Raw genomic sequence first — 18745 nt, 5'->3', positions numbered from 1 at the left:
CGAGGGGCCCGAAGGGTGAGGGGCGTGAGCCCCGAATCAATCCCTCTCTCTCCGCCAGATACCTGTCGATAGTACCCAGAAAGAATGTCTAGGTATCCGCGCCTGGGGCAAGCCCTTCACTAACAAGCTGTCTATGTATTTCAGTGAGAGAGTCTGGGTTGGATAACGCCGAGATATTACCCCTATAGTCATGGCCTCTGAGCATTTGGGTCACTGCAAGCTCAATTTTTTTGCCGCTGCGTGAGTAAGGTATATCCTCTACTTGGACGATATGCCGTGGGACATGCCTCGGGCTAGCACCAATTCGTATATGTGTTTTGATTTGCTGGCGCAGATCGTCATCCAGTTTTTGTTTGTGCCTAAGCCTGACCAGAAGAACCAACTCCTCATCACCGTCGACCGGCCGCCCAGCGACGAGGCTATCACCAATCGCGGGGATGGTTTCAACCTGTCGGTAGACCTCCGCGGTGCCGATCCTAACGCCACCAGGGTTAAGAGTCGTATCTGAACGGCCGTAGACAATGGCGCCCCCCGTCGATGTAAAGCCGATATAGTCCCCATGTGCCCACACACCGGGGAAGCGCTCGAAATACGCTTGGTGGTAGCGGGATCCATCGTCGTCGTTCCAAAACCCTAGTGGCATTGAAGGTACTGGGTTACGGCAAACAAGCTCACCGCGGTCGTGCTGCATTGGTGCACCAGCTTGATTGAATGCAGCTACGTCTTTTCCAAGCATAGGCGCTTGAATTTCACCACGGCGGACCGGAAGTAGGGGGTTGCTACCAAGGAAACAGCCACATATATCTGTTCCGCCAATGATTGAACCAAGTAATGCGTTGGGCGCGCCATCTTCGTAAAACCAGTCGTACTCACTTGGCAATAATGGAGATCCAGTGGAAAAAACAGTGCGGAGGTTTGATAGGTCGTGTCTGCGGGCCGGTTCTAATCCCTCTTGACGACAGCTAGCCAAGAATCTGGCACTCGCTCCAAACTGAGTTATCTTTTCCCGTGCGCAAATGGACCATAGTTGATCGAGATCGGGATACCCAGGAGAGCCGTCGTAGGTTACTAACGTGGCGTTGGCCATTAATCCTGATATCTGCCAGTTCCACATCATCCACCCACAGGTGGTGAAATAAAAGAAACGGTCTCTGGGATGGAGATCAGCATGAAAGTACAGCTCACTAGCATGGTCGAGGAGAATGCCAGCGGTGCCGTGGACTATGCACTTAGGTCGGCCAGTTGTACCGGAAGAAAATAAGATGTACACGGGGTGGTCGCTTGGTACTGGCGTATAATGAAATCGAGCGCCTTGGTGTGCGGAGAGCACGACGTCCCAATGGTCTGCTATCTCGGGTGAGGGCATTGCGCAGTCTAACTCTTGATTCACTGCAAGAATGCGCCGAATGCTCGGTAATTGCTGGCTTATTGCTGTTATCTCGTTATTTTTGTCATAGCGTTTGCCACCGTAGGAGTATCCATTAACCACAATAAGTACGTCGGGTTTTATTTGTTCAAATCGATCGACGATGGCGGCAACACCAAAGTCGGGAGAGGCGGAACTCCAAATTCCACCAACACTGGTAGTGGCTAGCATTCCAACAATTGCCTCATATCCGTGGCCGAGGATCCCGGCAACGCGATCACCCCGTTGGATACCAATGCTGCGTAGCCACGCTGCTAGGGCAGCCACATCCGCGATTAGTGTTGCATTTGTATAGCGTGTTACCCGACCGTCTTCCCTGTAACTAATAATTCGATTTTCCTGCGGCGGTGCCGTTAATACTGGAGCTAGCAGGTTCTCCGCGAAATTAAGAGTAGCACCGGGCAGCCAAGCAACATCGGGCATAGCTCGTCCTGTGATAACCGCTCTGGGTTGCTGCTGAAATTTGATTTGTGCATAGTCGAGGACCGCTTGCCAGAAGTCTTCGGGTTGCTGGATCGAAAAGCTATGGAGCGTTGCCCAATCATTGATCTCCAGGCCCTTCTCGGCTCGCAGCTTATCGATTAGCCGATCAAGATGGGTATGGGCAAATTTCTCTTTCGGGGGGGTCCACATAATATTGTCGGTTGACATAAAAACCCCTCAGCTAGTGTTTGCAAGCAGCAGGAGAGTTGATTCGGCTAATCGCGGTTTTTACTTCTGCTACGCGCTCAGCGTTGTCTTTTGCCAGAGAACCATCCGCGTTATATAGGTTATTTTCGAACCCGACACGTATTTTCCCGCCTTTGGCGTAAGCGGCAGTAAGGCACGCTGTTTCATTAGGGCCAAAGGCGCAGACCGCCCAGTCAGCATCAGGGATGAGCTTATTAAGCGCTTCGAGCGGCGTGTTGAGATCTTCCGGTTTTGCAATTTGGGTATTCGCATACCGGCCGAGAACAAGGAGAACTTGGATGTTTCCAGCGGGCACAATGTTACGTTCGCGTAATGCAGCAAGAGCGGCAATGTCGTTCACATCGTAAAGGATATGCTGAACATCAACGTTTGCCCTCTTTTGTTCGTGATAAAACTGCGTAACTTCGCCTGTGTTCCCTACTGACGTCATTTCACGTAATGCAACCGAGACTGCGCGGGGCTGCACGGCTTCTACTAACTCACGCTGTTGCGCAGGTGTGTATTTCCCCACGGCCTCAGTCGTTATTTGCACATAAAGTTCGGGCGCTTCCTTTGCAAGTGCCCGAAGCATGGATAGGTTGAGCGCGGCGTCTAAAACGTGCACCTCGTTTGCATCGCGGACATGGGCATGAATTCCATCAGCTCCTGCTTTCATGCAATTGAGCGCGGTATCAATAATCGCATTGAGACTCACCGGTAAACTTGGGTGATCCGAGCGTTTAAGGCGTGCCCCGTTCGGTGCGACCATTATTGTTGGTAATGCGCTCATTGTTTGATTGCCACATCGATACTGTGCCGAAGCCGCACCGCAATTTCCTGAAGTTCGGCTTCTTCGATAATGAATGGTGGAGCAAGCAGGATATGATCGCCGCTTTTTCCATCGATCGTGCCACCCATCGGATAGCACATTAGGCCGGCATCCATACCGGCGGCCTTTATTTTTTGATGAAGACGTTTTGCGGGGTCGAAAGGGGCTTTGGTTGATTTGCTCTCAACCATTTCTATACCGCGAAAAAGACCGCGCCCACGTATATCGCCGACGTGAGGGTGGTCACCTAAATATTCTTCAAGTAGCGTTTGGAGCATATCTCCACGCTCGCGTACTCTGGATAACATTCCCGGCGCTACCAGTGTCTCTATTACCGCGGTTGCTGCGGCCATCGCTATAGGGTGTGCGAGATAGGTATGCCCATGCTGAAAAAAACCACTTCCAATAGCGATTGTTTCGTAGATTTTTTCTGTGCACAGCATAGCTCCGACAGGCTGGTAACCAGCGCCAAGGCCCTTGGCAATTGTGACGATATCTGGGGCAATGCCGTCTTGTTCGCTCGCAAAAAGTGTACCGGTGCGCCCCATACCACACATAACCTCATCTAAGATCAATAAAACACCATGCGTATCACAAATTTCCCGAATACGTTTGAAGTAGCCAGGCACCGGCGGAACAGCACCTGCGGTAGCACCAACTACGGGTTCTGCAATGAAAGCCATGACGTTTTCCGCACCCAGCCGCTGGATTTCTGTCTCTAGTTCGTTTGCGACTCGCTGTGCATAGTCCCAAGCGCTCTCATCGGACTTCCGATCTCGATACTCATAGCACGGGGCAATATGGCTCGTCTCCATAAGGAGCGGGGTAAATGGCTCTCGTCTCCACTGGTTTCCGCCAGCAGCGAGAGCGCCAATTGTGTTGCCATGGTAGCTCTGTCGTCGTGCGATGATCTTATGGCGTTGGGGCTGCCCGGTCTCTATAAAAAACTGGCGTGCTAGTTTGATCGCAGCTTCTACCGCCTCCGAACCGCCAGACAAGGGATAGACACGAGAGATGCCCGCGGGAGCATGCTTGATTAATGCTTGAGCCATTGCCTCGGCGGCACCTGTGGTAAAAAAACTGGTATGCGCAAAGGGAAGACTTGCAAGCTGCTCCTGTATTGCTGTCTTAACGGGTTCAAACGAGTGTCCCAAACAGGAAACAGCCGCCCCTCCGCAGCTGTCAAGATAGCGCTTGCCATTTTTATCAATGATGAAACAACCATCACCCGTTGATGCGATGGGTAGATCAGCTCCACAGCGGCGGTGGAATAAGGCGGTCATTGCAGCATCACCCTCAAATAGCTCCATAGGAACGAGTAAAAATATTTGCATCTCTTTATTAATTGTGCAACTAATTTTGCACACGCAGATAGATGCGTTAAATAATTGCATGGACAAAATAATATTGATCAGAGGAGAGCGATCATGAATAAATTTGTAATCTGGACTGCTGGCGCGGTTTTGACACTTGGATCCGTTACGGCATCCGCAGATAAGTTGATTGTCGCGACGGATACGGCATTTGTGCCTTTTGAATTTCAGCAGGATGGCGAATATGTCGGTTTTGATATCGACATGTGGAATGCGATTGCAGATGATCAGGGTTGGGATTATGAGCTTCGTCCGATGGATTTCTCTGGAATTATTCCCGCCCTACAAACAGGGCAGGTTGACGTGGCATTAGCTGGTATCACGATTAAACCTGAGCGCGAAGAGGTTATCGACTTCTCCGATGGATACTACGACAGTGGTTTCTTGCTGATGGTTGGTGCTGACAGCGATATTGAAGGTCCAGATGATCTAGATGGAAAGATGCTAGCGGTGAAAACCGGAACATCCGCTTCCGATTATGCTGAAGAAAATTTTGCCGGTACCACCTTGCGTAAATTCCCCAATATCGATAATGCCTATCTAGAGCTTCGGACGGGCCGAGTGGATGCAGCGATGCATGATACTCCGAATGTTTTGTACTACATCGAAACGGCAGGTGATGGGGAAGTGAAAGCGGTTGGTACCCAGATGATGGCGCATGAGTATGGCATCGGGTTCCCTAAGGGTAGCGATCTCGTTGCCCCGGTTAATGAGGTACTAAAACAGATGCGCGAGGATGGCCGCTACGATGCAATCTACAGTAAGTGGTTTGGTTCGCAGCCGGGCAACTGATCTGAGTTAACGTCCTGTCAGGTACGAGGCGTTAATCTGTCTCGTACCTGTTTTTATTAGATTGGAGACTTTAGATGCAGACCGACTGGATGGTTGTCCTCGAATTTCTGCCTGCATTGCTCAGCGGTGCACTCATAACCATACAAATCACCGTGTTTGGTTTGGTTGGGGGTGTTGTTCTGGGCGGAATTGCGGGTTTAATGCGCGCATTTGGTGGGCCCGTACTAAACCTTATCGCCTTTACATACATTGAGATCATTCGAGGCACACCAATTGTGGTGCAAGTTATGTTTTTGTATTTCGCGCTGCCGGTGTTAGCCGAGGTCCGTATCGATCCAATGAGCGCTGCCATACTGGCGATTCTGATTAATGCGGGCGCGTATATTGCCGAGATTGTGCGTGGAGCACTTCTTTCGATTGGGCGTGGTCTGAGTGAAGCAGGGTTAGCGCTTGGATTGCCGCGGTGGAAAGTACTGCTCTACATCGTTGGGCCCTTAGCTTTCCGACGGCTTATCCCCCCGCTTGGTAATCAGTTTATTGTCAGTCTTAAGGACACCTCATTATTCATCGTTATTGGAGTGGGTGAGTTGACGCGGACGGGCCAAGAAATTATGGCTTCGAATTTCCGTGCTGTTGAGATTTGGAGTGCTGTGGCAGTGATCTATTTGATTATGACCGGCACGCTATCGCTGATCCTACGAATGATTGAACGACGGATGAGAATTTTGTGAGCATTATTCAATTTCAAAAAACGTCTAAGCACTTTGGCACCTTAAAAGTTCTCGATGAAGTCGATCTAGCTATTGAACAAGGCGAGGTGGTTGTACTTGTCGGGCCATCTGGCTCGGGTAAATCCACTTTGCTCCGATGTATTAATGGACTAGAGCGAATTACAAGTGGAGATCTGATTGTAGATGGCCTCAGTGTAACTGGAGGTAGCAGCCAACTGCGTCAAATTCGCCAAGAGGCGGGTATGGTGTTCCAGCAATTCAACCTCTTCCCGCAACTTACCGCGTTAGAGAACGTGGCATTTGGACCACGCAAAGTTCGTGGGGCGAGTCTTAAAGAGGCGGAGCAACAAGCACGAGAATTGTTGGTCAAGGTCGGACTTGTTGAAAAGGCGAGCCAATATCCCGCCGAGCTCTCAGGGGGGCAGCAGCAACGTGTCGCTATCGCTAGAGCGCTTGCTATAAAGCCGCGCGTTATGTTGTTCGACGAGCCAACTTCCGCACTCGACCCCGAACTTAAACAAGAGGTGCTGACTGTCATGAGGGATTTAGCGCGTGAGGGAATGACTATGGTAGTTGTCACTCACGAGATGAATTTCGCAAAACAGGTGGGGACGCGCCTCATATTTATGGAGCATGGCACGATCGCGGTCGATGGTAACCCGGTTGATGTTATCGATCATCCGCCAAATCAGAGAATGAAGGAGTTTCTGCAACGTGTTGAGTAAGGTTGGCAGGATCGGGAAGGTTATTGCTACCGGCACGCCTTACGATGTTGGCTATCAGATTGGTTTAGCTGGGCGTGATGCTATGCACGAAATAGTGATTCACAGTGATGCTTGGTTAGAGGTCATCCGATCTGCTCATCGTAGTACTGTCGAGCAACTTGCTCGATATACGTGTGATCGATTCCCAGAAATCTGGGCTGAACTTAAAGGGCTTGCTGCCGGTCTTGAGCTGCCGATTGAGTCAGTGTTTGCCTGGAATTGCAGAGGGGATCTCATTAGCGCTGCGGGTGAAGGGTGTACCACAGTTGTGATGCCCGGCGAGCCGACGGTAATTGCGCACAATGAGGATGGAATGCCGCTTCTCAATGGGCACTGTTTTATGGCTCATACTGATCTTGATTCAGGTCCGAATTATGTGGCGTTTTGCTATCCGGGGTCGCTGCCAGGGCATACGTTTGGAATCAATAGCTCTGGAATTTACCAAGCAGTAAATAACCTGCGGTTGCGATTTGACGCAGTGACCATGCCTAGAATGATTCTTGGTCGTGCCGTCTTAGGTTGTAGAAGCCTCGAGTCTGCCGTTGATCTACTGCGTAAGGATAATCAAAGCGGTGGATTCCATTTCACACTGGGGCAGGCATCAAGGCCTACGCCATTAAGTATTGAGTTTGGCGCAGGGAGATCCCATGTCGTACCCATTGAATCCGGGTTCGCCCATGCGAATCATGCATTGAACCTTTTTGAAGGAGATGGTGAGCAGTTTATTACCGGTTCTTCAGCATCTCGTCAGCAGCGTGCGGATATACTGGTTCGTCAAGGTGATTTAAGCTGTGAAGATATCGTTCGAGATCAAGCGGATAAGGATCTCCCGATTTTACGCAACCATCCCTTAGATCCGGACGGAGAAAATACATTGGCAACTGCTGTAATACAGGTTGCGGGCGAAACAATCGATTGGAGTGTTTATGAACAGGCAGGTAAAAGGCCAGTTCACGCCGGCAGGATCCTGGCAAGTGAATGAATACGAGCATGAGCCGCCAAGGACAATTGATTCGCTACGGTCACTTTCACTGGCCATCGCGAAAGGTGAATCTGCCATTAAACTCGGCCGTAAGTCTCAGGCAGCGCTTAACAGGCTCATTGAGTTGCAAGGCGACCCGGCGCTCCTATCGATTACCCGCTTAGCAGATAAGCTGACTGTCCATCCGGCAACCGTAACCCGTTTAGCACGGCATTTGGGTTATCAGGGGTTCAGCGGACTTCAATCTATCTTGTTAGATGCTTCCTTCAATGGACCTAGTACATTTTACTCTCGTCAGGCCCAAACCGCATTGCACTCCGGTAACGATGATCAGAAAGTCCACGTTCGGCAACTGTGTCACGAAAATCTGGAGAACATTCATCGGTTTGTTGAGACAGTTGATCTCCAACAGTTTCAGGCGATTGTCTCAGCAATGACAAAAGCGGATCGGATTGTTATTCAAGGTATTCGGCAGATGCGAGCGCTGGCGGTTTTTTTGCAATACGGGTTGGCGCTTATTCGTAGCGACGTAACCCTTCTCGATACAGATTCTCCAGGACTTGCTGAGAGCCTCGCTGCTCTTTCGGAAAACGATCTGCTGATTTGCGCCAGTTGTAGCCCTTACTCCCGGCAGGCAATCTTAACCACTACCGTGGCCGCTGAGCGCGGCGTTCCGGTTGCGGCATTGACGGACCGAATGAGCTCACCTCTGCTGAAATGGGCAAACTGGGCTCTACTTGTGCCGCACGAGTCAAGCTTTCTTTCCAACTCGCTGGTGACTTTTGTGGCACTTGCCGAGTGCCTCGTCAACGCGTGTGCAGCAGCGATGCCGGAAGCCGCCGAGGCAGCGCTTCGGGAGCGTGACCAAATGATCCATCGCTTAGACGTTGAGACAAATTAGGTCTGTCAGGCTCGCCCCCTTATCAAATCGTCTGACCGCTATCCGCCCAATCCTTTAAAAAGGTCTCAAGGCCCTTTTGGGTGAGCGGGTGATTAGCCAGTGCCCGAATCACATTAGGGGGAATGGTCACGGCATCGGCGCCGGCCAGGGCGGCATCGCTGACATGGTTAGGCTGGCGGATGCTTGCGGCCAGTATTTGGGTATCGAAGTCATAGTTGTCAAAGATAAGACGAATATCATGAATCAGCTGCATGCCGTCGAGGTTAATATCGTCAAGACGGCCGATAAAGGGAGACACAAACGTTGCGCCCGCTTTTGCTGCGAGTAAGGCTTGGTTGGCTGAGAAACACAGCGTCACATTCACGTCTATCTGTTTTGCACGAAGCGCGCGGCAGGCCTGGAGGCCGGGTAGGGTGAGCGGCACTTTTATAACAACATTAGGCGCAATTGCGCTGAGCACAGCGGCCTCACGCATCATGCCTTCAAAGTCAGTCGCAGCCACTTCTGCAGAAACAGGCCCGGATACAATCTGACAAATCGACTGAATTGTAGTTAAAAAATCACCGCCGGCTTTTGCGACCAAGGATGGGTTGGTGGTGACACCATCGAGCAGGCCGTAATCATTGAGTTCTTTTATATCCTCAACTTGGGCGGTATCCGCAAAAAATTTCATTGCACTATCCTATTGGTGTTCGATCGAGTTATCTGCATTGTAATCGGCTTTGGTAATCTATTGTTACCGTGAATCATTAAACAAATAAGGTGGTGCCCGTGGAGTGGCTTCAAGTTGTGATTTTGGCCATTGTGCAAGGCGTTACCGAATTCCTACCAATATCGAGTTCAGCGCATTTAGTGCTGGTGCCAGTCTTTAGCGATTGGGACGACCAGGGCCTCGCCATGGACGTGGCCCTTCACGTTGGCACGCTCACAGCAGTGGTTACGTATTTTCGCAAAGACATTCAAACCGTGACATTCGCCTGGTTCGTCGGGTTTGCTGGCTATCGTTGGGATGCAGATGGCCGCCTGGGGTGGTGGATTATTATCGGTACGGTGCCGGTGGGGCTTGCGGGTCTTTTATTTCGAGACTGGGTGGCCATTGGATTACGATCTCCGTTGGTAATTGCCGCGGCACTTATTGGGTTTGGGGTGCTCTTGGCGTATGCCGATTGGTGTCGGCGCGGCGAACGCAGCGAACGAGACCTTAAATTAGTGGACGTACTTTGGATCGGTGGGGCTCAGTCGTTAGCGTTAATTCCGGGCACCTCCCGTTCAGGTATAACGATGACCGCTGCGCTACTGCTTGGACTCAACCGTGCCGCTGCCGCGCGATTTTCTTTTTTATTATCCATTCCGGTGATTGTCTTGGCTGGCGGGCTTGAGGTGCTGGGTTTAGTTAGCGAGCCGGGGGCTGTGAATTGGATGGTTTTAATTGTTGGTGCGCTGTTGGCCGGGGTAAGTGCCTACTTAACAATCCATTATTTTCTTAAAGTAATCACCAAAATGGGCATGCAACCCTTTGTTATCTATCGGGTCGTTTTAGGCGTACTGCTGTTGTGGTTTTTCGTGTAAGCGGGGGCCTTATAACTCGATTCGATGTGCCGCCACACTCTGACGCACGTAAGGCACGATCTCTGCTACTTCGCCAGTTAGCCGGCGGGATTTCACATCGCGCCAGTACTCAGCCGTGAGTAAGTCGCGATGTGCGGTTAGAAATTCAGCGCGCAAACGGGATGGCATGGAAAGGAAGCGAATAAACTCCTCGGGGAATATATCCTGCGGGCCAACAAAGCGGTGCATGGAATGGTCCATCAGCGGATAGTCTTCATCGGGCTCGGGCAGCTCAAAAAAGTTGCACTCGGTAACTAAAGAGACTTCATCGTAGTCATAAAAAACCACGCGCCCCGAGCTGGTCACGCCAAAATTCTTTAGCAACAGATCGCCCGCAAAAATATTAGTTTCTGCCAGATCTTTAATACACCGGCCATAATCGAGGATCGCCCGCGTGCCTTCTTGCTCATCCACCTCACGGACATATAGGTTCAGTGGGCGCACCCGGCGCTCTACATAAGCGTGTTTGAACACCAATTGATCGCCATCGATACTCACAGTGCGTGGGGCTTCTTTCATGAGCTCGGCAAATATCTCATCAGAGAAACGATTTCGCGGAAGTTGGAGGTTACGAAAGTGCTGAGTATCGATGAGCCTGCCCGCATGGTCATGCCGAGAGACCAACCGATAGCTTTGATGCACATCATCGTGGGTGGTGGTTTTGGGTGGGCGAAAAACATCTCGCATCACCTTAAAGACTAAATTGAAAGAGGGCAGGGTAAATACAATCTGAACGAGCCCCGGTTCGCCCGGGGCATGCACAAAGGCATCGTCAGTTTTGTGAAGATGCTTTATGAGTGTTCGGTAACGTTCTGTTTTTCCTTGCCTAAGCCGCCCAAGTACGGTGTAGAGTTCGTCAATGGGCTTGCGCGGCAGTAAGTCGTGTAAAAACTGTACGGCGGCAACGACCGAGGTGGGGTCTGCAAAATAATAAGAGCGGGTATACGAGAAGATGACACCGATCTGTTTGGCTGTTGTCAGGACCGCATCGACGGTAATGCCGGTGTCGGTATTACACAGCGCAACAACAATGGGATGGGTCTGCTGCTCGGTCCGAATGCGGCCCACTAAATAAGCCCGTGTTCCTTGAAAGAAATGAGTGTCAATAAATTCAAGGCGATGGCAGTCGTTGTCAGTTAAAGGAGCCTCAGTATTTTCACGAATGGTGCGCGCAATATAGGCAGCGGCGCTACCAGCATCGGCATAATGACGCTGACTGAATTTAAAATCATCTAACAGCGCGGCGCAGACCGCATCAAGGTCTCCCCAACAGGGGTAGCAGCGCATGGTTAGCGACGTAATACCTTCCTCAGGCGGGGGTTGAACAAATTCAACAGCGGTGTCTACTCCACGAGTGCCGAAAACGCGCCGCGTGATGGAGTTGTAGAAGGTTTTGGCAAAACCGGCATCGGGAATTTCTTCGATACGTTGCCCAAAGTAATCGCGAACTGCTTCCCAGAGCTGATGATCCGCAAATTCTTCACCTAGCTCATTATGCAAATGTTTAACCGTGCGCTGTGCCCATTGCTCGTAGAGCTCTACGCGACGCGCAATGTCGGCCATTTGCCCTTTCCAATCGCGGGCCACAAAGCGCTTTTTTGCGCGAGCGGTTATGCGACGGAAGTCTTGGTTGTAGCGATCAAACCCATCGCTAATACGCCAAGCAGTGCGGGCGACCAACGCCGCCCGCGAATCTGCTTTCGCTGTAGACGGGATGGTTAGTCCCCCATATGCCGAATCATCGCCTCGCCAAACTGAGAGCAGCTGACTTTTGTGGCGTCGTCCATTAACCGCGCAAAGTCATAAGTGACTTCGCGGCTAGCGATAGCTTGATCCATGCCTTTAATGATGAGGTCGGCCGCTTCTGTCCAGCCAAGATGCCTTAACATCATTTCAGCAGAAAGAATCAAAGAGCCCGGGTTAACCATATCTTTGCCCGCGTACTTGGGCGCGGTGCCGTGGGTTGCTTCAAACACGGCATGGCCTGTCTGCTCGTTGATATTGCCCCCTGGCGCAATGCCAATTCCCCCAACCTGCGCGGCCAGCGCATCAGAGAGGTAATCGCCATTAAGGTTCATGGTGGCAATCACATCAAAGTCGGTTGGGCGGGTAAGGACCTGCTGCAGAGTGATGTCTGCAATGGAGTCTTTAATCAAAATACGGCCTGCTGCCACTGCGGCGTCTTGTTCCTCATTGGCTGCCGCCTGGCCTTTGGCGGCAACGGTCCGCTCCCATTCAGACCAGGTGTAGGTCTCGGCACCGAACTCACGCTCAGCTAGCTCGTACGCCCACGTGCGGAAGGCACCTTCGGTGTACTTCATAATATTGCCTTTATGCACGATGGTGACCGACTTTTTCTTGTTGTCGATGGCATAACGGATTGCGGCGCGAACGAGACGCTCGGTACCTTCCCGAGAAATTGGCTTAATGCCAATGCCGCATTCATCAGTAAAACGAATGTTGGCGTAAGCAGATGGGAAGTGCTCCTTCAGCAGCTCTTTGAATTTTTCATTTTCGGCAGAGCCCGCCTCAAACTCGATACCGGCGTAAATGTCTTCGGTATTCTCACGGAAGATAGCCATATCCACTTCATTGGGCCGTTTTACCGGAGAGGGCACGCCGTTAAACCATCGTACCGGTCGCAGGCAAACGTAAAGATCCAAAACTTGGCGCAGCGCGACGTTAAGTGAGCGAATGCCACCGCCAACGGGCGTGGTCATGGGGCCTTTGATGGAGATCAGATACTGGCGGATGGCATCCACCGTTTCATCAGGTAACCAGGCGCCGACTTCGTTATTGGCTTTTTCGCCGGCAAGGACTTCCATCCAATGAATTTGCCGACTGCCGCCGTAGGCCTTTCCAACGGCAGCATCAACAACCCGATGCATGACTGGCGTGATATCAACGCCAATACCATCGCCTTCAATGTAGGTAATGATCGGGTTATTGGGGACGTTTAAAACGCCGTTGGTTCGTGTAATGGGTTCGCCGCCGGCGGGGACCTGAATCGTGCTCATAATGGGTCTCTCTGTCAGTTACTTAATCCTTTAACCAAGCATTATTTTTTCATATTCCGTCGATGGAGGACAGCATCGTAAGTATTCGCGACCTAAGTTCCGTATCATAGGGGGCATAATTTCCGCTGGAGTTTTGGGCGATCATGTCTGTTTCCGCTGCACCTCGTATCCGCGAGATCCCTTATAACTACACCTCCTCGTCTGATCGCGAAATCATTCAACGCTATCTTGGGCAAGAGGGTTGGAAAATCATTGAGACGCTTCGTGAGCAACGCCGCACCGGTATTTCGGCGCGGATGCTTTTTGAGGTGCTTGGTGATCTATGGGTTGTAGATCGCAATCCCTATATTCAAGAGGATCTTCTCAATAATTCTGAGCGTCGGCGATCGCTGACGGATGCGATGCGCCACCGTCTTGGGCAGATTGACCAGCGGGCTGATGGCAATGAGCAAGCTTTAGCGCTGGCAAATGGCTGCCGCTTAGCTGTTGAGCAGTTTGAACAGCGTTTTACCGAGGTGCTAGCCCTACGGGCACGCGCCTTGAAGGTATTCTCGCAGCATACTGCCGCGCACAACATTTGCTTTGACGGGTTAAGCCGCGCTGCGCATCAAACCGATGCCACGGATTGGCGAGTCGCGCTACCTTTTGTTGTGCTCACGCCCGACTCAGAAGCGGAGATGGCGGCCTTGGTGGCCAGTGCAATAGAGCTTGAACTAACGGTCATTCCGCGGGGTGGCGGTACGGGTTATACCGGTGGCGCGGTCCCATTAGATGACTTCTCAGCGGTGATTAATACCGAAAAGCTAGAAAAAATTGGCGCCGTTGAGCTGACGGCACTGCCGGGCGTTGAGCGTGCAGTGCCTACCATTGCCGTTGAAGCCGGTGTGGTCACGCGACGGGTAGAAGAAGTTGCTGATCGCGCTGGGCTTGTGTTTGCGGTGGATCCAACTTCGCGAGACGCCAGCACAATCGGTGGCAATGTTGCCATGAACGCGGGCGGGAAAAAGGCGGTTCTTTGGGGCACAACGCTCGATAATCTCGCTAGCTGGCGGATGGTAACCCCAGATGCGCAGTGGCTGGAGGTTGAACGCCTAGAGCACAATTTAGGCAAGATTCATTGTCAAGAAACGGTGCGCTTTCGGGTATCTCGTTTTGCCGCTGATGGCAAAACATCCATTGGCGAGCCCACCATCATCACATTGCCCGGGGCAAGTTTACGCAAAATAGGGCTGGGTAAAGATGTCACCGACAAGGTGCTCGGCGGATTGCCGGGTGTGCAAAAAGAAGGGTGTGACGGGCTAATTACCTCGGCGCGTTTTATTTTGCATGTGATGCCAAAGTTTATACGCACCGTATGCCTGGAGTTTTACGGGAATGATTTGCACCAGGCGGTTCCTGCAATTGTTGAGGTCATTGAGACCTTAGAGGCAAACCCGGCTGTGCAGTTGGCGGGGCTTGAACATTTGGATGAACGCTACATTCGCGCGGTGGGTTACGCACCAAAGGGCGAGCGTGGTGAAAAGCCACGGATGTTGCTCCTTGCGGACATCGCAAGCGACGATGAAATTGCCTGTCAGGCGGCAGCTGAGGATATGGTCGGTCGAGTGAGTACGCGAGATGCCGATGGATTTATTGCAGCCTCGGCAGAGGCTCGGCGTACGTTTTGGGCAGACCGTTCCCGCACGGCAGCCATCGCCGCGCATACCAACGCTTTTAAAATTAATGAGGATGTGGTTATTCCGCTGGATCGACTCGCTGATTACAGCGAGGGTATTGAGCGCATTAACATTGTTGAGTCGTTGCGCAACAAATTGGAAATTCTTCAGGCCGCGCAAGACTATATCTCAGGGCCAATGCCAGAGCTCAGGGCAAAGTCTGATTACGCCGCGCGCGAAGATCTTTCGACTAGCACCGAGGGCGGCAGCATTTTGGCGCGCAAGCGTGAGGCCGCTTTGGCGCACCTGCAGACTGTTAGAAAAGATTGGGAAGGGCTGTTAAAGGCGGCTGAGGGCGAAGAATCTGCGATTCTTAGCCAACTGCTGCGTCGAGAGCGGCGGGTGTCTTACCGGGATGAGGTGGCCCGTAAGCTTAACGAAATCTACGATGGTCGTGATTTTGAACCCGCTCGCAATAAGCTTAATGCCATTCACACGCAATTACGAGCGCGTCGGCTTTTTATTGCACTTCATATGCATGCTGGTGATGGCAATGTGCATACCAATATCCCTGTGCACTCTAATGACTACGCGATGATGAGACGCGCCGATGAGTTAGTTGATCAAATCATGGCGTTAGCCAAAAGCCTAGATGGGGTGATTTCGGGCGAACACGGGATTGGACTAACGAAGTTCCAGTATTTAGAGCCAGCGCAACGTCAGGCGTTTGCAACCTATAAGAGTCAAGTCGATCCGGAAGGTCGGTTTAATCGTGGCAAGTTGCTGGAAGGCGCTAATCTGGAAGCAGCCTATACCCCATCGCTGCGGTTAGTGCAGGAAGAAGCCCTCATCTTAGAGCAAAGTGAGCTGGGGGAGCTGAACGAAGACATTAAAGATTGTTTGCGCTGCGGCAAATGTAAGCCGGTGTGTACCACCCATGTGCCACGCGCCAATCTTCGCTACTCACCGCGAGATAAGATTTTAGGAACCAACCTTTTAATCGAAGCCTTTTTGTACGAAGAACAAACGCGGCGTGGCCTGTCGCTCCAGCATTGGGCAGAGATGAACGATATTGCAGACCACTGCACTATCTGCCATCGCTGTGTAACGCCATGCCCGGTTAATATTGATTATGGTGAGGTCACGATAAAGATGCGTCATGCTCTGAAAAAACAGGGCAAACGCCGTGAGAGCATGGCCTCAAAAGCGGCAATGGCGTTTTTAAATATTACTGACTCAGGCCAAATTAAGCTGATGCGACGTGGCATGATGCAGTGGGGGTATGGGGCTCAGCGGCTTGGGCATCATCTTGCGCGTCAGGTTGGGTTAGCGGGTACCAAGGGTGGCGTACCAGACTCGGCCATTAAGCATCGGCCGCGGCCCACACGTGATCTTTCTGGCGTGCCGGCGCAAGTGGTGCATTTTCTCCGTAAACCCTTACCAGCGGAATTGCCTCGTCAAACCATGCGGCAATTGATTGGTGCTGAAGACTCACGCTATGTACCAATTTTATCGAATCCGCAGCGCACTGATGAGCGCTCAGAGGCCGTTTTTTATTTTCCCGGCTGTGGCTCAGAACGCCTTTTTAGCCAAATTGGCCTAGCAACGTTAGCAATGCTGCATGACGCCGGGGCACGAACCGTATTGCCGCCAGGCTATTTGTGTTGTGGCTACCCACAGACCTCATCAGGTGATATTGAAAAGGGTAAGCAGATCACCACCGAAAATCGGGTTCTGTTTCACCGAGTGGCAAATACGCTTAACTACCTCGATATTCGTACGGTCATTGTGTCTTGCGGCACCTGTATGGATCAGCTCTTAAAATATGAATTCCAACAGATTTTTCCGGATTGCCGGCTTTTGGATATTCATGAGTACCTGCTAGAGAAGGGGTATCAGCTCAACGGAGTAGAAGGTATGCAGTATCTCTACCACGAGCCGTGCCACACGCCCATGAAGACTCAGTCTGGAGAGTCGGTTGCCTCTGCATTGATGGGGCAATCTGTGGCGCTCAACGACCGCTGCTGTGGAGAGGCCGGTACGTTTGCGGTTTCTCGCCCTGATATTGCTACGCAGGTGCGGTTTCGTAAGGAAGAGGAGATTAATACCGGCCTTGAGGAACTCACCGGCTCACCGGTGGTTGAAAAGGAGAAGGTGAAAATGCTTACCTCTTGCCCGGCATGCCTGCAGGGGCTCTCTCGTTATGGAGAAGATACCGGGATCGAGGCCGATTACATTGTGATCGAAATGGCTAAGCATTTGCTGGGTAAGGATTGGTCTACTCGTTTTGTAGAGTCGGTTCAAAAAGAGGGTGTTGAGCGCGTACTGCTTTAAAAAACCGAAAAAATCCATGGGTGGCATGGGGCCATAACTGAAGGTCCCACTCGCGTGGCACCCTAATTAGCTGAACCCCTTTTTCTTTAAGCAGGGGTTCAAGGGCTGCCAAGGCATCTGCGGTAGGGCCACAGGGCGCCCACGGAGTAAGCAATTGCGTAATCTTCGCGTTATGTAGATGAGCAAGCAGTGCGTTAAACCCGGATTCACTGGCTAAATAGCAGGCAGCATCATTGCTGTCTGATGGGGTATTTCTTGAGCCTGCATCTTTAAGCGCCTCAGCAACAAACTGATTGACGACATCGGATACCGGTAACCCAGATCGCCAGCTCGTGGACTGAAGCGCAACCACGCTGGCCCAGTGGGGATGGCCGAAAAGGCCCTCCGGATGAAGGTCTTCTTCGTGAATTAAAAGCGCAGTTTTGGGAGTGACCTGCCAAACGGGTGTGCTCGGCAGCGGGATTCGTACGGGTAACTCAGGCGGCGCCGGCGGTTTCACGTCTGTGGCCAATTGTGCGGGCTTGTATTGGCCGTTGGTGTGTTTGGCAATATTGCCGGGTGTGGCCAAGTAAATCTTTCCGTTGGTTTGTCGGCCACCTACCCAGCGCCACGATAGGGTGTTGGAAGCAGGGTCTCCATCGATTAAATGTCTTAAAAACAGATCCGCTCCTGACTGCCAAGAGCGACCCAGGGTGAACTGCCAAATACTGGCAAACCACATTCTGACGTGATTATGGAGATACCCGGCGGCTTCAAGTTCCTGCTGCCAGTCATCAAGGCACTCGATGCCCGTGTGTTTGCTCGGTATCGCGAATTCCTCGCGCCGGTAGTCTGTCCAAAGCGAGGGGCGTTGCTCAAGAAACCCTTTCCAATAACTTCGCCAGAGCACTTCTTGGATGAATTTTTCTGCTGCCCTGACGCCGTGTTCGTCAACCACAGCGTCAATAACTTCTTGCTCGGTAATTAAGCGATGGCGTAGCCAAGGGGAGAGCTTCGATACGGTCGGTAGCCCCTCGGGATGACTCAGGTGATTGCGGTAGTCGCGGTAGGTGCCACTGGCATGCGGTAAAAAAGCCTCCAGCCGTCGTAAACCTTCAGCTCGAGTTGCGATGATGGGTTTAGAAAAACTCATGAAGTGACTGTCCTTTTTGCTCGGCGGTAAGTAATCGCTGTTTTCGGTCGATGCCCTGGGAGTAACCGCCAAGGGTCCCGTCGCTGCGAATAACCCGGTGGCAAGGTATAAAGCCGGGTAGGGGGTTAGCGGCAACCGCGTTAGCGACTGCGCGCGTGGCGGCAGGTTGGCCCAGCTGGGCTGCCAACGCCTTGTAGCTTATTGTTTGGCCCAATTCGACGCACATTAATGCCTGCCAGACTTTGTATTGAAACGGGGTTCCAGAGGCTTTCAAACAGAGGTTTGCGCCGGGTTTTTTCCAAGGGGTTGGTAGCGGTTCAACGCACTTAGGGCTCATGTCGATAAAACGACTGGAGTGCAGAGCATGCGTACTCCCCATTAACTCGATGGTACCAAATGGGGTAGGCCAGAGCGCTGTAAGAGCCGTTTTGTCCGATGGAAGACGTGGCGCAAGAAACAGGGTGCTCACGAAAGCTGACTCCAATAACGAGCTATAAAACGTTATCCTAGCGGTTTTACATCACAACAAAGA

At 51.8% G+C, this 18745-nt stretch carries 15 protein-coding genes; 7 read left to right on the top strand and 8 right to left on the bottom strand.

Features of this window, described 5'->3' with window-relative positions; genetic code table 11:
• Positions 1 to 88: 88 nt before the first annotated feature.
• From GH984_RS01310 to GH984_RS01300, 3 genes are read right to left on the bottom strand one after another with little or no spacing between them, the layout of a single operon-like run.
• Positions 89 to 2077, bottom strand: a complete 1989-nt coding sequence (locus tag GH984_RS01310) for an acetoacetate--CoA ligase (RefSeq protein ID WP_153718405.1) — start codon at positions 2075 to 2077, stop codon at positions 89 to 91.
• Between the two features lie 13 nt (positions 2078 to 2090).
• Positions 2091 to 2885, bottom strand: a complete 795-nt coding sequence (locus GH984_RS01305; RefSeq protein ID WP_153718404.1) for a beta-keto acid cleavage family enzyme — start codon at positions 2883 to 2885, stop codon at positions 2091 to 2093.
• Positions 2882 to 4318 carry an aspartate aminotransferase family protein gene (locus GH984_RS01300; protein WP_216643603.1) on the bottom strand — a complete coding sequence of 479 codons (1437 nt, stop codon included), beginning with the start codon at positions 4316 to 4318 and terminating at the stop codon, positions 2882 to 2884. Before GH984_RS01300 ends, GH984_RS01305 begins: the two co-directional genes overlap by 4 nt.
• A gap of 33 nt (positions 4319 to 4351) precedes the next feature.
• On the opposite strand from GH984_RS01300, the gene glnH reads away from it, so the two are divergent.
• The 5 genes from glnH to GH984_RS01275 all read left to right on the top strand — a co-directional run bounded on the left by glnH (position 4352) and on the right by GH984_RS01275 (position 8467).
• Positions 4352 to 5089 carry a glutamine ABC transporter substrate-binding protein GlnH gene (gene glnH / locus GH984_RS01295; protein ID WP_153718403.1) on the top strand — a complete coding sequence of 246 codons (738 nt, stop codon included), beginning with the start codon at positions 4352 to 4354 and terminating at the stop codon, positions 5087 to 5089.
• 74 nt (positions 5090 to 5163) lie between these two features.
• On the top strand, positions 5164 to 5820 hold the full coding sequence (gene glnP, locus GH984_RS01290) for a glutamine ABC transporter permease GlnP (protein WP_153718402.1): 657 nt from the start codon (positions 5164 to 5166) through the stop codon (positions 5818 to 5820).
• Positions 5817 to 6545, top strand: coding sequence for a glutamine ABC transporter ATP-binding protein GlnQ (gene glnQ, locus GH984_RS01285; RefSeq protein WP_439959273.1), 729 nt, complete (start codon positions 5817 to 5819; stop codon positions 6543 to 6545). Before glnP ends, glnQ begins: the two co-directional genes overlap by 4 nt.
• The gene (locus tag GH984_RS01280; protein WP_153718401.1) at positions 6538 to 7566 is read left to right on the top strand and encodes a C45 family autoproteolytic acyltransferase/hydrolase; all 1029 of its coding nucleotides are present in this window, start codon (positions 6538 to 6540) and stop codon (positions 7564 to 7566) included. Before glnQ ends, GH984_RS01280 begins: the two co-directional genes overlap by 8 nt.
• The gene (locus GH984_RS01275; RefSeq protein WP_153718400.1) at positions 7511 to 8467 is read left to right on the top strand and encodes a MurR/RpiR family transcriptional regulator; all 957 of its coding nucleotides are present in this window, start codon (positions 7511 to 7513) and stop codon (positions 8465 to 8467) included. The genes GH984_RS01280 and GH984_RS01275 overlap by 56 nt, the downstream gene beginning before the upstream one ends.
• 22 nt (positions 8468 to 8489) lie before the next feature.
• On the opposite strand, the gene fsa is transcribed toward GH984_RS01275, so the two are convergent.
• Positions 8490 to 9140: a fructose-6-phosphate aldolase gene (gene fsa / locus GH984_RS01270; RefSeq protein ID WP_153718399.1), complete on the bottom strand. Its 651-nt coding sequence runs from the start codon at positions 9138 to 9140 to the stop codon at positions 8490 to 8492.
• 98 nt (positions 9141 to 9238) lie between these two features.
• Here fsa and GH984_RS01265 point away from each other — a divergent pair, with 98 nt between their 5' ends.
• Entirely contained in the window at positions 9239 to 10036 is a 798-nt protein-coding gene (locus tag GH984_RS01265; RefSeq protein ID WP_369691884.1) for an undecaprenyl-diphosphate phosphatase, read from the top strand.
• A gap of 9 nt (positions 10037 to 10045) precedes the next feature.
• On the opposite strand, the gene aceK is transcribed toward GH984_RS01265, so the two are convergent.
• Both aceK and icd read right to left on the bottom strand, forming a co-directional pair.
• Positions 10046 to 11755 (bottom strand): bifunctional isocitrate dehydrogenase kinase/phosphatase, encoded by a 1710-nt coding sequence (gene aceK, locus GH984_RS01260; RefSeq protein WP_172973132.1) that lies wholly within the window; start codon positions 11753 to 11755, stop codon positions 10046 to 10048.
• 38 nt (positions 11756 to 11793) lie between these two features.
• Positions 11794 to 13092 (bottom strand): NADP-dependent isocitrate dehydrogenase, encoded by a 1299-nt coding sequence (gene icd, locus GH984_RS01255; protein WP_153718397.1) that lies wholly within the window; start codon positions 13090 to 13092, stop codon positions 11794 to 11796.
• Between the two features lie 143 nt (positions 13093 to 13235).
• On the opposite strand from icd, the gene GH984_RS01250 reads away from it, so the two are divergent.
• Positions 13236 to 17081: a DUF3683 domain-containing protein gene (locus GH984_RS01250; protein WP_153718396.1), complete on the top strand. Its 3846-nt coding sequence runs from the start codon at positions 13236 to 13238 to the stop codon at positions 17079 to 17081.
• Here GH984_RS01250 and GH984_RS01245 read toward each other — a convergent pair.
• Together GH984_RS01245 and GH984_RS10805 are read right to left on the bottom strand one after the other, a co-directional pair.
• Positions 17026 to 18213: an FAD-binding domain-containing protein gene (locus GH984_RS01245; protein WP_153718395.1), complete on the bottom strand. Its 1188-nt coding sequence runs from the start codon at positions 18211 to 18213 to the stop codon at positions 17026 to 17028. The genes GH984_RS01250 and GH984_RS01245 overlap by 56 nt on opposite strands.
• Entirely contained in the window at positions 18200 to 18550 is a 351-nt protein-coding gene (locus GH984_RS10805) for a methylated-DNA--[protein]-cysteine S-methyltransferase (protein ID WP_256365592.1), read from the bottom strand. Before GH984_RS10805 ends, GH984_RS01245 begins: the two co-directional genes overlap by 14 nt.
• Positions 18551 to 18745 lie beyond the last annotated feature (195 nt).

Origin of the sequence: Spiribacter salilacus (assembly GCF_009649225.1) — a bacterium.
Taxonomy (GTDB): Bacteria; Pseudomonadota; Gammaproteobacteria; order Nitrococcales; family Nitrococcaceae; genus Spiribacter; species Spiribacter salilacus.
The sequence above is the reverse complement of the archived record's forward strand: the minus strand, read 5'-3'. Positions and strand labels throughout refer to the sequence as shown.

Bases quoted from the DNA above. Each gene is read 5' to 3' on its own strand.
- GH984_RS01310 (WP_153718405.1), bottom strand. From the start codon at position 2,077: ATGTCAACCGACAATATTATGTGGACCCCCCCGAAAGAGAAATTTGCC.
- GH984_RS01305 (WP_153718404.1), bottom strand. From the start codon at position 2,885: ATGAGCGCATTACCAACAATAATGGTCGCACCGAACGGGGCACGCCTT.
- GH984_RS01300 (WP_216643603.1), bottom strand. From the start codon at position 4,318: ATGCAATTATTTAACGCATCTATCTGCGTGTGCAAAATTAGTTGCACA.
- glnH (WP_153718403.1), top strand. From the start codon at position 4,352: ATGAATAAATTTGTAATCTGGACTGCTGGCGCGGTTTTGACACTTGGA.
- glnP (WP_153718402.1), top strand. From the start codon at position 5,164: ATGCAGACCGACTGGATGGTTGTCCTCGAATTTCTGCCTGCATTGCTC.
- GH984_RS01275 (WP_153718400.1), top strand. From the start codon at position 7,511: ATGAACAGGCAGGTAAAAGGCCAGTTCACGCCGGCAGGATCCTGGCAA.
- fsa (WP_153718399.1), bottom strand. From the start codon at position 9,140: ATGAAATTTTTTGCGGATACCGCCCAAGTTGAGGATATAAAAGAACTC.
- icd (WP_153718397.1), bottom strand. From the start codon at position 13,092: ATGAGCACGATTCAGGTCCCCGCCGGCGGCGAACCCATTACACGAACC.
- GH984_RS01250 (WP_153718396.1), top strand. From the start codon at position 13,236: ATGTCTGTTTCCGCTGCACCTCGTATCCGCGAGATCCCTTATAACTAC.
- GH984_RS01245 (WP_153718395.1), bottom strand. From the start codon at position 18,213: ATGAGTTTTTCTAAACCCATCATCGCAACTCGAGCTGAAGGTTTACGA.
- GH984_RS10805 (WP_256365592.1), bottom strand. From the start codon at position 18,550: ATGAGCCCTAAGTGCGTTGAACCGCTACCAACCCCTTGGAAAAAACCC.